Raw genomic sequence first — 13883 nt, 5'->3', positions numbered from 1 at the left:
CGTCACAGATGAGACCCTGGAGCGAACGTAAGTGAGTGAAGCGGCTCATCGGACGCCCCCTGGAAAGGACGCTGGCGGAACGGAAATCAACCCCTCACCTTGCAAAGTTGCTTTTTCTGCCGTTGACATCATCTTTTTGCAACAACATGAGAAGCCGCAAGTATAGGACATTACTTGCAGCTTCTTGTTTATAATATTTTGATGTCTCCCGCATAGATCGTGCGAATCGTTCCATCATCCTGTGTCAGTTGCAGAACACCATCGTCTGTAATGCCACTGGCAACCCCTTCAAAACGTTCACGTATCGTCGTTACCTCTATACGTTGACCAATTGTACAGGACAATTGCTGCCATAGTGTCTTTAGACTCGCAAAACCCTCTTTGACGTATAATTCTGTAAATTGTTCTAAATAGTGTAAGATAGAGGCAACAAGTGCTGCACGATTGATTTCTTCCCCTGCTTCTAATCGTAATGAAGTGGCAATATCCGCAATATCAGGTGAAAAGTCAGCTGTTGCTTGGTTCGCATTTATGCCAATTCCAACAAGTAAAGCTTGCACAAGATCCGCCTCTGCCTGCATTTCCGTTAAAATCCCTGTACATTTTTTGCCATTAATCAATAAATCATTGGGCCATTTAATGGCTGGCTCTACATGTTTATATAATGTTTTAATAGCCATTGTGACAGCTACTGCCACCACAAGTGTATAGGATGAGGCCTGCTGGGGTGTAACATCTGGCCGAACGATAACGGTCATCCAAATACCTGTCCCATGGGCAGACTCCCAAGGACGAGCCATACGACCTCGCCCCGCTGTTTGCTCCTCACCAATAATAATTGTACCGTGTGGAGCTCCTTCCTGTGCAAGCTTATGCGCAATCGTTTGTGTTGAATCAACTACATCGTAATAATGGATCTCACGTCCAAAATGCTCTGTCTTTAAAAAAGCTCAATCTGTGTGGGGCTCAAGCTATTTGGTACACCTGTCAATACATACCCCTTTTTCTTAATAGTTTCGAATGTATATCCTTCCTCTTGTAATGTTTGCATATGCTTCCAAACAGCGGTTCTTGAGACACCAAGAGAATTTGCTAATTCCTGACCTGAAACCGCTTCTCCATCAGCAGCCAATATTCTTTTTAAAATTTCGTCCTTCATGGAAATTGTCATCTTCACATCCATCCTTTAGTTAACTGTACTCTTGTTATGTAACTTATTTTGTCTTAATCATACTGTAAATTAACGTAAATGACCACCAACGATAGGAATTTAATAAAACCGCCTCCCGAAATGGGAGACGGCTTTTGACTATCATGTATTGGGCTTTAAGTAAGATCCTGCTGCTCAACCCAGCTTTTAATCTGTTGTCGATCATTTTGAAGTTCATGATGAAGAATGGCTGTCAGCAGATCCTCCAATGCGGCTTTTACCCACGGCCCACCCTTTTTGCCAGACCATTTCAGTAAATCAGCCCCATTCACCACTAATTCTTGCTTATGTTGAATCGGTAATTTTGCCTGTAATTCTCGAATAGATTGTTGAGGTATCGAAGCGTCTAATTGGCGAAGTTGGGCAAAATATTGTGCAGCCACTAGTTCTTGCTCTGTGTAGTTAAAATAATGGCGATTTGTCCAACCATCTTTTAAATCGTCATAAGCTGTTAAAACGGATTTAATAAACGCCATTTCCTTATTAGATAATCGATAATCGCGCACTACCTCACGCCATGCTGTTCCTTGCAGTAAAGCAAAGTATGCCCAGCCAAGAAGGGCATCCTTTGTTTGAAAATTACGCCATTGTGAAGCTTGAAAATCACCCGTTAAATAGGCCGTTAACCCACAGTCCTCTAGTTTTTGTATACCCCCAAAAACTGTTTGTCCTATCCAAAGCTTATCAAGCTCTGCTTTAATGCGTTCTTTTGCAATAAAGCTCAGATCAGCAGCCCTTTGCTGGATGGCTGTTATTGTATTCGCCTCGATTGTAAAATCAAGCTGTGCGGAGAAGCGAATTGCTCGCAGCATTCTTAGAGCATCTTCTGCAAACCGTTTTTCTGCCTCTCCTACCGCTCGTATAACGCGCTTTTCAATATCTTGTCGTCCACCATAATAATCTACAAAAGAGCCATCATGACGCATGGCAATGGCGTTCATCGTAAAATCTCGGCGTTGTAAATCCTCTTTTAGAGATCGAACAAAATGGACATTCTGTGGTCTTCGATGATCTGTATATTCCCCATCTGTCCGATAGGTAGTCACTTCCACAGGTCCAGCGGGTACGATAACAAGTACCGTCCCATGCTGAATCCCAATATCTACAGTCTTTTGAAACACAGTTTTTACTTCTTCAGGCAAGGCATTTGTAGCCACATCTACATCATGGGCAGGACGATTGAGTAAAGCATCTCTTACAGCTCCACCAACAATAACTGCTTCAAATCCCGCCTGTTCTAATTGTTCAATGACTGAATAGGCTGCTTGCCATTCTTTATTGTTTTGCATGATTTCTTTCCGCAACCTTCTCGTACAGATTTTCATATTGTTCCACAATTTTGGATGAGTGGAATTTTTCACTTACTGCACGGATGGCCGCTTCTCGGAAGCGCAGTAATTGTTCCTCATCTTGCAATAAATGGGTTGCATACGCCGCAACTGCCTCTGTATCACCTAATTCCACGATATAACCGTCTACACCGTGCTCAATGACTTCTGGAATACCACCTACATTTGTTCCAATACAAGGTACACCACAAGCCATTGCCTCTAGTAACACCAGTCCAAACGATTCTTGCTGTGATAATAATAGCTTTAGGTCACTAATCGCATACAGTTCAGCTAAGTTTTCTTGTTTCCCTAAAAATAAAACATCCTTCATATAAGGACTTCCTTTTACTTGATCCATGACACGATGCTTTTCTGGGCCATCACCTACTAATAAGAGCTTTGCTTTCATGTTGGCACGGATTTTCATAAAGGCGTCTACAATGTGTGGAAGGTTCTTTATTTTACGGAAGTTTGATACATGAATGAGGACTTTTTCATCTTCTTGAATACCAAATTGCTCTTTTAAGTTTCCTAAATTTCGTGGGAAGTATTCGCGTTCGTCCACAAAGTTATAAATCGTTTCAATTGGTTTTACTGTATCAATCAGTTCATAGGTTTGTTCTTTTAATGCCTGTGACACGGTTGTCACAATATCAGATTTATCAATCCCATACTTAATGGCCTGTGAGAGCGTAGAATCTTGCCCAAGCACCGATATATCTGTGCCATGAAGGGTTGTAACGATGCCAATGTCTCGGCCGCTCATTTCACGTGCTAGCACCGCACATACTGCATGTGGGATGGCATAATGCACATGTAGCACATCCAACTCTTCATCCTTGATGACGTCTGCCATTTTACTCGCTAATGCAATATCGTAGGGAGAATATTGAAATACTGAATAATTATTAACTTCGACTTCATGGAAAAAGACGGTTGGATAAATTTTATTCAATCGAAATGGTACGCTTGAGGTGATGAAGTGAATTTCATGTCCTCTTTCTGCAAGCATTTTGCCTAATTCTGTTGCAATGACACCAGAGCCACCAACTGTAGGATAACAGGTAATGCCTATTTTTAGCTTTTTCATTCGATGATCATCCTTTCTGAATCACGTCTTTTGTTAATTGCGTCTTTCTTGTATCAGTCTCCAATCCACAAAGCCTTCCTCGAGGCCTTTTAGTAATATTTCTGCTGTTCCCATATTGGTTGCCAGTGGCACTTGGTAAACATCACAAAGACGGATTAGTGCAGAAACATCTGGCTCATGTGGCTGTGCTGTTAAAGGATCACGGAAAAATATCACCATGTCCATATCATTATTGGCAATCATTGCGCCAATTTGTTGATCGCCACCAAGTGGCCCTGAACGAAAACGTGTAACTTCCAAACCAGTAGCTTCGATGACACGTTGTCCTGTTGTGCCGGTAGCATATAGTGTGTGTTCTTGTAAAATATTTTGGTAAGCAATAGCAAACTGTACTAAATTATCTTTTTTACGATCATGTGCAATCAATGCGATTTTCATATAGCTTCCATCCCAATCTTTAGATGATGTTTTCTAAACCATAAACAAGCTGATCCATTTTCATAACCTCTTCTATGCAAAATGCAACACCCGACATAAAAGAATTACGGTTTAATGAATCATGGCGAATCGTTAGTAGCTGCCCATCCCCTCCAAATAATACTTGCTGGTGTGCCACTAAACCAGGTAAACGTACGGAATGAATGCGCATACCGTCAAAGTCTCCACCTCTTGCACCTTTAATGGTTTCTTTCTCTTCTAGATGTCCTTGTGCCTTAGGCGTACGGACCTCTTGTATTAACTGAGCCGTTTTCACCGCTGTCCCAGATGGTGCATCAAGCTTCTGATCATGGTGCATTTCTATAATCTCTACATCTGGTAAGTATTTGGCTGCTTCTTTTGCAAACTTCATCATTAGGATAGCACCAATCGCAAAGTTTGGTGCAATAATGCAACCTAACTCTTTTTCTTTGGCCATGGCTGATAATTCCTCTAGTTGTGCATCTGTAAATCCTGTTGTACCAATTACAGGTCGTACATTTAAATTCAGTGCTTCCTTTGTATGTTTGTAGACTGCATGTGGATTAGTTAAATCCACTAGTACATCTGGTGCAGTTGCTTCTACAAGATCATGCATTTCTGTAAATATAGGCACTGTATAGCTTGCTGGAAACATATCTAAATCAGCTAAAGTTTTTCCTACTTCCTTATAATCTAGTACAGCTACTAATTCCATTTTGTCATGTTTCATGACCGTATGTACAGCCTCAGCTCCCATTTTTCCTCTTGCTCCCGCAATAGCTACACGAATCGACATCATTCTTCATCCTTTCTAGTCCAACGATCCTTATCTCTAGTTTCAAATTTATGTATGACGCGTAAAAGTGCTTCATCTAGTTTTATACCTTGAGCATTTGCAAAACAGACTAGTACAAAGAAAAAGTCTCCTAGTTCCTCTTCAATACTATTTATATCCTCAGTACTCTTTTTCTTTTTCTGTCCATAGACATCCTGAACTTCGCGTGATAGTTCACCTAATTCTTCTGTTAGACGTGCAAGTAATTCAAATGGTGGAAAATAGCCTTCTTTAAATTGTCCTATATAGTCATCGACACGCTGTTGTAAAGCTTGCATTGTTAGTTGATCTGCCATAAAAATCACACTCCTATTTACCATCGTATAAAATTTACACCATTGTTGTCAAAACCAATAAAATGTCAGATAATAGATAACACTACTTCATTTGTTTGGAACTACAGGAGGTCAAATGCTAAAACAGATTAAAATTCGTAATATTATCGCAATTATGCTCGGAGCAGCAGTTTTCAGCTTCGGCTTTGTTCACTTCAACATCCAAAATCAACTGGGTGAAGGTGGACTAAGTGGGATTACCCTCATACTATATTTTACATTAGGATGGGACCCCGCCTTAATGAACCTGTTATTAAATATTCCCATGTTTATCATAGGTTATCGATTACTTGGAAAAAAATCATTTGTCTATACGCTTGTCGGCACTTTATCTGTATCTCTTTTTCTAAAAATTTTTCAAAAATATCAATTTACCATCCATTTAGAGGATGACATGTTGCTTGTGGCACTTTTTGCTGGTGTCTTTGTTGGATTGGGACTTGGGATTGTCTTTCGTTTCGGTGGCACTACAGGTGGTGTCGATATTTTGGCCCGACTCGGACATAAATATTTTGGCTGGAGTATGGGGAAAACCATGTTTGTCTTCGATGCCATCGTCATCATCCTTTCTTGGCTGACGTTCTTGGATGCTCGTTCCATGATGTATACATTAGTAGCCGTATTTGTTGGAGCCCGTGTCATTGACTTTGTACAAGAAGGTGCTTATGCGGCTCGTGGTGCGCTTATCATATCAGAAAAGTCTGGAGCCATTGCTGAAACAATCGCTCTTCGAATGGAGCGTGGTATCACCATTTTAGAAGGACATGGTCATTTTACGAAACAACCTAAGGAGGTTATTTATTGTGTAATTGGCCGCAATGAAGTTGTACGGTTAAAATCTATTGTGCATGAAGTTGATCCGCACGCATTTGTTTCCATCATTGAAGTACGAGATGTGGCAGGAGAAGGCTTCACACTAGACGATCAAAAGCAACCCCTTCATTAAGCATACGAAGATAAAAAACTTGTTACAGTGGTGTACCACTATAACAAGTTTTTTCTTAGTCGTCGCTACGCATATTGGTAAAAATTAAAATTAAACGTAATAACTCTAGTACTGCTACCGCTGCCGCTGCTACATATGTTAATGCTGCAGCACTTAATACTTTTCGTGCTGGTCGTTCTTCTTCATTTGTAATAATGCCAAGTGAATTCATTTGAACTAATGCTCGCTTTGAGGCATCAAACTCCACCGGAAGTGTCACTAATTGGAAAACAACACCTGCTGCTAATAATATGATACCTAATAGCAAGAAATTCGTACTACTTGCAAAAATACCAATCATTACGAAAATCCAAGACGCATTAGAAGAAATATTTGCTACTGGGACTAGCTTACTACGTAATGTAAGCATGGAATAAGCTTCTTTATGTTGGATGGCGTGACCTACCTCATGGGCAGCAACCGCAGCACCTGCAACACTTGCTTCATAAAAGTTACTTTCTGATAAAGCCACTGTTTTGGTTGCTGGATTATAATGATCAGACAACACACCTTGTGTTGGCACAACTCGTACATCATATAAGCCGTTTGCATCTAAAATCGCACGCGCTACCTCTGCACCAGTTTGCCCCTTCATTGTACGTTGCTTTGCAAATTTATTATACGTACCCTTTACCTTCATTTGAGCATAAAGTGGAAGCAGCATAATAATCACAAAATAAACAATATACATGCTCGTTGACAATTTTCTAACCCCTTTCTACCTCGATACTATAATTCTATAATTTATACCCTAATTCGGCAAATATTTGCGCCACCTAATTGAGAAAATGGCAAGTAAAATACATGCAATTGATAACCAGAATGTAAAGTAACCTATATAGCTTGTGTAATTGGCTAAATCCCGATACATCGGCATTTGCCCAAATACATAGTCAATGACATCATTATGCAGTGTCCAAACAGCTGCTATCACAACATGCCAATAAGTGAAGACATATTTCTTCATATATAGTACAGCTTGTACAGCCATGGCAAAATGTGAACCAACTAGCATCCATCCCTGCCAGCCAATAGAACCTGTTTCAATTAATGTCCAAATATTCATCACATCTGCCCATAAGCCATATTTCACCAACGTAACAAGGGCAAGTACTTCCATCAGTGGCCAGCTTTTCCCCATAATCCAAGCAATTAACACAAAACAAAAGAATAAACTGGCTGTCGGACTATCTGGAACAAAAATATAAAAAATAGGCTCTGTGATGGCAAGCTGCCACCCATACCAATAATAGCCATAAATTGTACCTAGTAGATTAATAATTAGCAGCACTATCAAGAATGATTTATGGGTCAGAAGGTACCAAATATTTGCTTTTGTTAGTTGCACGATGTTAACTCCTTCCGATAAAAACAATCCATTATTTATGTATAGTTCTGAAATTCTAGAGCTTTACACTACCTTTCAATTCAATTGTATCTCACCATCAATATGTGTTATTTTATTGTTTTAATTCGCTTACTTGTTTCAAGAATAAATGTTTTTTCGACATCTTTCGCTAAAATCCTTTATACAAGGGAACCTTTTTGTATGGCTTCCAGTCCCAATAGTATAACAAGGTAGAAAAAAAAGAGCCAGTTTCCTGACTCTTTTACTATTACTCTGCTTTTAAGCTTTCGATGAATTCAGCAAGTTTTTGAAGATCTTCATCTGAACCTGTCCATAATCCTGGTGGCATGTTACCGCGACCATTATGAGCAATGTCCTTAATCTCATCAGCTGTTAATCCAGTGTTCATTAGAGATGGTGCACCTGCTCCACCTTCTAAGCCTTCACCGTGACATGTAATACAAGCTGAACCAGCGTATAGTTTATAACCTTCTGATTCTTTATCGAATTCAACTGTTTCTACGATTGCACCCATAGCTTTTTGAGCTTCCCAGTCGTGGTTAACAACTGACTCCCAAGTTAGGTAGAACATAGCAGCTAAAGTTAATAACATAAACGCTGTTGGCAATGGACGTTTAGATGGACGACGTTCTGGACCCTTGTCTAAAAATGGCATTAATAATAGCGCTCCAAATGCAAGACCTGGAATTACAATAGCTCCGATTACATTGTATGGACCAGAAGCAAATGAGTATTTTAAAAGTTGATACATAAATAAGAAGTACCAGTCCGGTAGTGGTGTATATGCTCTAGTTGGATCTGCCGGCCCTTCAAGTGGTGACGGGTGAGCGACAGTTAATAATAAGTATCCAATTAAAAATACAGCACCTACCATCCATTCCTTCAGTAAGAAGTTTGGCCAGAAAGCTTCCGTCTTACCTGGATATTCGGAATAATCCTTTGGAACGTTCGGCATTCTGTGATTCGCTTTAATACGAGAATCGCCGACAAATTTCATTCCTTTTCCGCGATGCATAGTGTCCCCTCCTTTTAAAGATCATCGAACCGTCAAGACAATCACAACGGTCCTGAAATTCCTTGACGACGAATCATGATAAAGTGCGCTGCAAGTAACCCAAACAATACTGCAGGTAAGAAGAATACATGAATCGCAAAGAATCGAGTTAACGTTTGAGCACCGAGAATCGTTGTGTCACCCGCTAATAATACTTTAATCATCCCACCGATAAACGGTACAGATGCTGCAATTTCGATACCTACTTTAGTAGCGAATAATGCTTTCATATCCCATGGTAATAAGTATCCTGTAAATCCAAGACCCATCATTACACCAAAAATACCTACACCAACCATCCAGTTTAATTCACGAGGTTTTTTATAAGAACCTGTGAAGAATACACGAAGTGTATGTAAGAACATCATTACGATAACTAATGAAGCTCCCCAGTGGTGCATACCGCGTACGATTTCACCAAATGCTACTTCGTTTTGTAAATAATAAACTGATTTCCATGCATTCACAACGTCTGGTACATAGTACATTGTTAGGAACATACCAGATAGAATTTGAATTACTGTGATGAAGAATGTTAATCCACCAAAGCAGTAAACGAATGCTGAAAAATGATGTGCAGGGTTAACGTGCTCTGGCACTTCGTGGTCGGCAATATCACGCCAAATCGGTGTAATATCTAGGCGTTCATCGACCCAATCATAAATTTTATTTAGCACTGTTGTCGTACCCCCTTACTTATTTAACTAGAGAATTTGCTTTAGCTGGACCAATCATTAAATAGCCATCTTGTTCTTGTACTTCAAATTCATCCAACGGACCTAGAGGCGGTGTACCTGCAATGTTTTTCCCGTTTTTCTCATAACGTCCTGCGTGGCATGGACAGAAGAATTGACCTGGGTGTGCAGAATCTCCATTCCAGTCAACCATACATCCTAAATGCTTACAAACAGGTGAAAGGGCAATGATTTGATCGCCACTTTTATAAACCCAAGCTACATCTGTAACCTGTGATTTATACCATGCATCCACTTGTTCATATGAAAAGTCCACTTTTACAGGCTCTTCAGTCAAGTCAGCGATTTTATGCTCTGTTTTTACAAAATCTCCACCCTCATGCTTTTGTAGCACAGGATCAATTGCAAAGCGAAGCATTGGCATTAGCATACCTGCCGCCATAAATCCACCTACACCAGTAAGAGTATAACTTAGAAATTGACGACGTGAAACTCGATTATTACTCATTATTTTCCCCCTCTAACTTAAAGGTCAGTCCAACGGACATACTTTTACAAATAGTAATACTAGGACATATATATGATATATCAAGTCCATAGCTTGGTCAATATAGCATTCTGTGGAAAGCTGGAGAATGTGAACATTTATTGAAACTAATTGTTAAATCTGTGCCCATTTAGTCGAAAGCATTGGAATCACTTGTCGCAACTGATCTTCTAGAATGGATTTTTTCACACTAGCATCCATACTTTCTAATGGAATCGCTGGTAACCAAATCATATTGACTATCTCTCCACTTTTTGTCCAATAATGGTCACAAGTAATGAAGAACACATGCCTAAATCCAGCATTATGTAATTGTGCTTCTAATTGCTGTGGTAAATCATCGTTTTTTAAAGTTGTCATATAAGAAAATGGTGGCATGACTAGTAGACGACCTTTAAACTGCTGCTCTATAAAAGAAGTTAAAGACATGACAAAATCTACCTCGGCGCCACTTTGTTTCATTTTTTCAGAAGAGAGATCAATGGATACAAGTGGAACTATCGCGGTATCAATAAAATCTTTTTGTGCCATAAACGATGTTACATCGTTTGCATTAAAATACATTCAACAAACCTCCTTTTATCGCAAAATAAAAATGTCCTTTTCCACTCTTCGATAGGATACCCAATTAAAAGTGAAAACAATCATTCACTAGTAATGTTACCATATTGAAATGGATAAAGGACATTCAATTTTTACCTATAATTAACGTAAATTAGCCGTTTCCTTCAATGCTTGTAACAAATTAGACAATTCATAAAATCGCGCTTCATCTCCCTGGTCGAGGGCTTCATCAATTTGTGCGAGTAATTTCTCTTCTTGGAATACGAGTAAGCTATTGGAAAGCAGCTCTTCTGCCAGTATACGATCTTTTTCACTGACGAGCAGTGTTTCTGGCATATAAGGGTTTTCTTCAAGAACTGCTAAGTATTGTGCACTTGGTGGTATATTAGGAAAATTCAATTGTATATACATATCTTCTTGTTCATGTAAGCGTAAATCATGGAAAGACTTCTCAGCATCTGCCGTCATCACATTGCCTTTATAGAAACGAAAAGGCACACCTGTTGAGTCTACTGTCGACATCACCATTGCCCTAGGACAATAGTGAGCTTCTTCCACAAAACGGATTCTTTTTAACAAGTCATCATTACTTAATAGGTAATTTAAAATCCATACACACTCACGACGTTTCAATTGATAATTTTTTAAAAACCATCGAACAAATGCTTTTTTATCAACAACTGATACAGAAGCAGTCATACCCACTCCCTCCTTTACTCAAATTCTAAGGTTTCTAACTTCTCCTGCCACTCTGGTTCACCCGGTTGAATGTTGATTAATTGTCCAAGAACCTCTTTTGCCTCTGAACGCTTTCCTTCTTCTAATAAGAAGTAAACATATTTTTCTAAAAATGTTGCGTCTTCCTTAAAATCATTATATGCCAAACGGTAAAATTCGTATGCACGGTCGTACAATTCTAAATTTTCATATGCCTCTGCCGCAAATGGATATAAAGTGCTCCATTCAAAATCATTTTGCTGTAATGTCTCAAATAACTCGATCACATCCTCATGGCGCTCCTGTTGTCCAAACACTGAAATAAGCGCCAGTACGGCTTCCATATATTCAGGATCGAGTGCTATAGCTTCTCTCAGATGTTGCTCAGCTTCTTCTGGCAAACCATTCTTCAATGCCATCTTACCAGCAAATAAATAAAGCGATTTATCATATTCATCACGCTTTAACCCCTCTTGAATGGCAGCATAAGCTTTTTGATTATCCTCTGTCATTGCATAGCTTTCCGCAAGCAATAAATAGGCTGAGAAGTAATCAGGATCTAATTCTTTCAATTCCTCTAGTTGTTTAATAGCCATCTCGTATTTTTGTGACTGGAAAGCTGAATAAGCAGCTCCAAATAAAATATCGGGCTTTACTTCATCTTCAAGAGCTTTGACATAATAATCGAATGCCGTCTCATAGGCTGCACCTGCACGATAAACCTCTGCTAGTCGTTCGACAAGTTGAATACCAGCAAATTCATTTTGCTGCTCATATAAGTCCTCATACAGTCTTGCTGCCTCTAAAAAACGACCTGTTTCAAATAAAAGTTCTGCTTTCGCAAAATGTAATAATGGCTCGTCTGGTAAAATCGCTAATGCTTCATTTATACGCTTTTCTGCAACCTCAAATAACCCTTGCATTTGATAATAATCAGCTAAAACCAATAACGCTTGTGGATATTCTGGTGAGGTTTCTTCAATTTCTAATAATAAATCTAATGCTTCATCTTCATTTCCAAGCTCCATTAGGACATTGGCACGATCTATTTTTAACTGTGCTTCTTCTGGGAATAAAAATTGTAAATGCTCCAGCACTCGGTCAGCTTCCTTCATGTACCCATACTGCATAAAAATTTCAGCAAGTGCGTAGATCTCCTCGGGTAACTCCTTCATTAAAAATGATTCTAGTAGCTGATCGATTAATGCTAAATCCCCTTGTTCAAGTGCTTGCATCATTTCAGTCATCGCATTGTTCACAGTCATTCACCTATTCTTTCGTTGATACCTTTATGCTACAAAACATTTACCTCTGAAACAAGAAAAAACTCCCCAAAAGCTTGGAGAGCCTCTCTTTAATTGTTACTTCACTGCCTCAATATGCTCAAAGAACGATGGGTAGGATACAGCAATACATTGTGCATCATCTAGTGTAACAGCGCCGTCTGTTAGTAAAGCTGCAACAGCACCCATCATGCCGATACGATGATCGCCATAAGTTTGAAGGTTTGCTCCTTTTAAAGGCGTTGGTCCCTCAATAATCATACCATCATCTGTTGCTTCGATCTGGGCACCAAGTTTCTTCAATTCAGTCACAACAGCTGTGATACGGTCAGTCTCCTTCACCTTTAGCTCTTCTGCATCTTTAATGATCGTTTGACCATGTGCTTGCGTAGCAAGTAATGCAAGAATTGGAATTTCATCAATTAAACGAGGAATAATGTCTCCCTCAATTATTGTACCAGTTAAAGAAGATGTAGCGATCTGGATTATTGCTGTTGGTTCAGCTTGATTATCATCATTTGGCGTTACTGTCATCGTGGCACCCATTTTTTGCAGCACCTCAATAATGCCATCACGTGTTGGATTAATGCCAACATTATTTAGTGTTAGCTGACTATTTTTGCAAATGGCTCCTGCCACTAAGAAAAAGGCAGCGGATGATATATCTCCTGGCACAGAAACATGCGTCCCATTGAGCGCTTGTCCTCCTTCAATGGATACTACGCCATTATCTACTTCTACCTGTGCACCAAATTGACGCAGCATTCGCTCTGTATGATCTCTCGAAACATCCATTTCTCTAACAATAGTTGTTCCTTCAGCACGCAAGCCCGCTAGTAAAATAGCAGATTTCACCTGTGCACTTGCTACAGGCATTTTGTAATCAATGGCTTGTAATTTTGTACCTTGAATGGCTAGTGGTGTATATTGCCCGTCTGCACGCCCTGTAATTCGTGCCCCCATCTGACGAAGTGGATCTATAACACGGCGCATTGGTCGTTTTCCAATGGATGCATCTCCTGTCATGACAGAATGGACAGTAGAACCAGCTAAAATGCCTAGCATTAAGCGTGTTGTTGTACCAGAGTTACCCGTATATAACACTTCTGTCGGCTCCTGCCAGCCATCCATCCCTGGACTATGAATGGTTACATTTGTTCCTTCCACCTCAATCTGAACGCCAAGTTTCTGGAAGCAATCAATTGTACTTAAACAATCTTCACCTAGTAAAAAGCCCTCTACGGTTGTTGTTCCACTAGCAATGGCGCCAAACATCACAGAGCGATGAGATACAGACTTATCGCCTGGAACAGTTAAAGAGCCCTGTAGAGAAGGCTTGTTGTATTGCAATACTTTTTCACTCATGAACTTTATTCCCTCCAATATGAAGATAGAAAGCGCCGAAATGC

General features: G+C 39.7%; 15 protein-coding genes and 1 pseudogene. 1 reads left to right on the top strand and 15 read right to left on the bottom strand.

Annotation, left to right across the window (positions count from 1 at the left end; all coding sequences use genetic code 11):
* Positions 1 to 188 precede the first annotated feature (188 nt).
* The 6 genes and pseudogenes from NP781_RS05410 to NP781_RS05385 all read right to left on the bottom strand — a co-directional run bounded on the left by NP781_RS05410 (position 189) and on the right by NP781_RS05385 (position 5221).
* Positions 189 to 1171, bottom strand: a pseudogene (locus NP781_RS05410) (biotin--[acetyl-CoA-carboxylase] ligase).
* Between the two features lie 155 nt (positions 1172 to 1326).
* The gene (locus tag NP781_RS05405; protein WP_257521654.1) at positions 1327 to 2499 is read right to left on the bottom strand and encodes a CCA tRNA nucleotidyltransferase; all 1173 of its coding nucleotides are present in this window, start codon (positions 2497 to 2499) and stop codon (positions 1327 to 1329) included.
* On the bottom strand, positions 2486 to 3631 hold the full coding sequence (gene bshA / locus NP781_RS05400) for an N-acetyl-alpha-D-glucosaminyl L-malate synthase BshA (protein WP_221680623.1): 1146 nt from the start codon (positions 3629 to 3631) through the stop codon (positions 2486 to 2488). Before bshA ends, NP781_RS05405 begins: the two co-directional genes overlap by 14 nt.
* Positions 3632 to 3664: 33 nt before the next feature.
* Entirely contained in the window at positions 3665 to 4069 is a 405-nt protein-coding gene (gene mgsA / locus NP781_RS05395) for a methylglyoxal synthase (protein WP_221680622.1), read from the bottom strand.
* Between the two features lie 19 nt (positions 4070 to 4088).
* Positions 4089 to 4886 (bottom strand): 4-hydroxy-tetrahydrodipicolinate reductase, encoded by a 798-nt coding sequence (gene dapB, locus NP781_RS05390; RefSeq protein WP_004232679.1) that lies wholly within the window; start codon positions 4884 to 4886, stop codon positions 4089 to 4091.
* Entirely contained in the window at positions 4886 to 5221 is a 336-nt protein-coding gene (locus NP781_RS05385) for a nucleotide pyrophosphohydrolase (protein ID WP_054550714.1), read from the bottom strand. Before NP781_RS05385 ends, dapB begins: the two co-directional genes overlap by 1 nt.
* 115 nt (positions 5222 to 5336) lie before the next feature.
* Between NP781_RS05385 and NP781_RS05380 the strand changes: the two genes are divergently transcribed.
* Complete coding sequence (locus tag NP781_RS05380) at positions 5337 to 6206, top strand: YitT family protein (protein ID WP_004232676.1); 870 nt, start codon at positions 5337 to 5339, stop codon at positions 6204 to 6206.
* A 55-nt stretch (positions 6207 to 6261) separates the two neighbouring features.
* On the opposite strand, the gene NP781_RS05375 is transcribed toward NP781_RS05380, so the two are convergent.
* From NP781_RS05375 to aroA, 9 genes are all read right to left on the bottom strand, one after another.
* The gene (locus NP781_RS05375; RefSeq protein ID WP_036077718.1) at positions 6262 to 6936 is read right to left on the bottom strand and encodes a zinc metallopeptidase; all 675 of its coding nucleotides are present in this window, start codon (positions 6934 to 6936) and stop codon (positions 6262 to 6264) included.
* A gap of 60 nt (positions 6937 to 6996) precedes the next feature.
* Positions 6997 to 7593, bottom strand: a complete 597-nt coding sequence (locus NP781_RS05370; RefSeq protein ID WP_257521653.1) for a lipoprotein heptaprenylglyceryl N-acetyltransferase LhaT — start codon at positions 7591 to 7593, stop codon at positions 6997 to 6999.
* A gap of 268 nt (positions 7594 to 7861) precedes the next feature.
* Positions 7862 to 8629, bottom strand: coding sequence for a menaquinol-cytochrome c reductase cytochrome b/c subunit (locus tag NP781_RS05365; RefSeq protein ID WP_004232669.1), 768 nt, complete (start codon positions 8627 to 8629; stop codon positions 7862 to 7864).
* A gap of 41 nt (positions 8630 to 8670) precedes the next feature.
* Positions 8671 to 9345 (bottom strand): menaquinol-cytochrome c reductase cytochrome b subunit, encoded by a 675-nt coding sequence (gene qcrB / locus NP781_RS05360; protein WP_004232663.1) that lies wholly within the window; start codon positions 9343 to 9345, stop codon positions 8671 to 8673.
* A gap of 19 nt (positions 9346 to 9364) precedes the next feature.
* A complete protein-coding gene (locus tag NP781_RS05355) occupies positions 9365 to 9871 on the bottom strand; it encodes a QcrA and Rieske domain-containing protein (protein WP_004232660.1) in 507 nt (168 codons plus the stop codon).
* A 153-nt stretch (positions 9872 to 10024) separates the two neighbouring features.
* The gene (locus NP781_RS05350) at positions 10025 to 10474 is read right to left on the bottom strand and encodes a DUF2487 family protein (protein ID WP_004232658.1); all 450 of its coding nucleotides are present in this window, start codon (positions 10472 to 10474) and stop codon (positions 10025 to 10027) included.
* A gap of 141 nt (positions 10475 to 10615) precedes the next feature.
* Positions 10616 to 11173 (bottom strand): ReoY family proteolytic degradation factor, encoded by a 558-nt coding sequence (locus NP781_RS05345; protein ID WP_004232655.1) that lies wholly within the window; start codon positions 11171 to 11173, stop codon positions 10616 to 10618.
* Positions 11174 to 11187: 14 nt separating this feature from the next.
* Positions 11188 to 12456: a tetratricopeptide repeat protein gene (locus NP781_RS05340; RefSeq protein WP_004232654.1), complete on the bottom strand. Its 1269-nt coding sequence runs from the start codon at positions 12454 to 12456 to the stop codon at positions 11188 to 11190.
* 96 nt (positions 12457 to 12552) lie between these two features.
* Complete coding sequence (gene aroA, locus NP781_RS05335; RefSeq protein WP_257521652.1) at positions 12553 to 13839, bottom strand: 3-phosphoshikimate 1-carboxyvinyltransferase; 1287 nt, start codon at positions 13837 to 13839, stop codon at positions 12553 to 12555.
* Positions 13840 to 13883: the final 44 nt, after the last annotated feature.

Origin of the sequence: Lysinibacillus sp. FN11 (assembly GCF_024628845.1) — a bacterium.
Classification (GTDB): Bacteria; Bacillota; Bacilli; order Bacillales_A; family Planococcaceae; genus Lysinibacillus; species Lysinibacillus capsici.
The sequence above is the reverse complement of the archived record's forward strand: the minus strand, read 5'-3'. Positions and strand labels throughout refer to the sequence as shown.

Bases quoted from the DNA above. Each gene is read 5' to 3' on its own strand.
- NP781_RS05405 (WP_257521654.1), bottom strand. From the start codon at position 2,499: ATGCAAAACAATAAAGAATGGCAAGCAGCCTATTCAGTCATTGAACAA.
- bshA (WP_221680623.1), bottom strand. From the start codon at position 3,631: ATGAAAAAGCTAAAAATAGGCATTACCTGTTATCCTACAGTTGGTGGC.
- mgsA (WP_221680622.1), bottom strand. From the start codon at position 4,069: ATGAAAATCGCATTGATTGCACATGATCGTAAAAAAGATAATTTAGTA.
- dapB (WP_004232679.1), bottom strand. From the start codon at position 4,886: ATGTCGATTCGTGTAGCTATTGCGGGAGCAAGAGGAAAAATGGGAGCT.
- NP781_RS05385 (WP_054550714.1), bottom strand. From the start codon at position 5,221: ATGGCAGATCAACTAACAATGCAAGCTTTACAACAGCGTGTCGATGAC.
- NP781_RS05380 (WP_004232676.1), top strand. From the start codon at position 5,337: ATGCTAAAACAGATTAAAATTCGTAATATTATCGCAATTATGCTCGGA.
- NP781_RS05375 (WP_036077718.1), bottom strand. From the start codon at position 6,936: ATGTATATTGTTTATTTTGTGATTATTATGCTGCTTCCACTTTATGCT.
- NP781_RS05365 (WP_004232669.1), bottom strand. From the start codon at position 8,629: ATGCATCGCGGAAAAGGAATGAAATTTGTCGGCGATTCTCGTATTAAA.
- NP781_RS05355 (WP_004232660.1), bottom strand. From the start codon at position 9,871: ATGAGTAATAATCGAGTTTCACGTCGTCAATTTCTAAGTTATACTCTT.
- NP781_RS05350 (WP_004232658.1), bottom strand. From the start codon at position 10,474: ATGTATTTTAATGCAAACGATGTAACATCGTTTATGGCACAAAAAGAT.
- NP781_RS05345 (WP_004232655.1), bottom strand. From the start codon at position 11,173: ATGACTGCTTCTGTATCAGTTGTTGATAAAAAAGCATTTGTTCGATGG.
- NP781_RS05340 (WP_004232654.1), bottom strand. From the start codon at position 12,456: ATGACTGTGAACAATGCGATGACTGAAATGATGCAAGCACTTGAACAA.
- aroA (WP_257521652.1), bottom strand. From the start codon at position 13,839: ATGAGTGAAAAAGTATTGCAATACAACAAGCCTTCTCTACAGGGCTCT.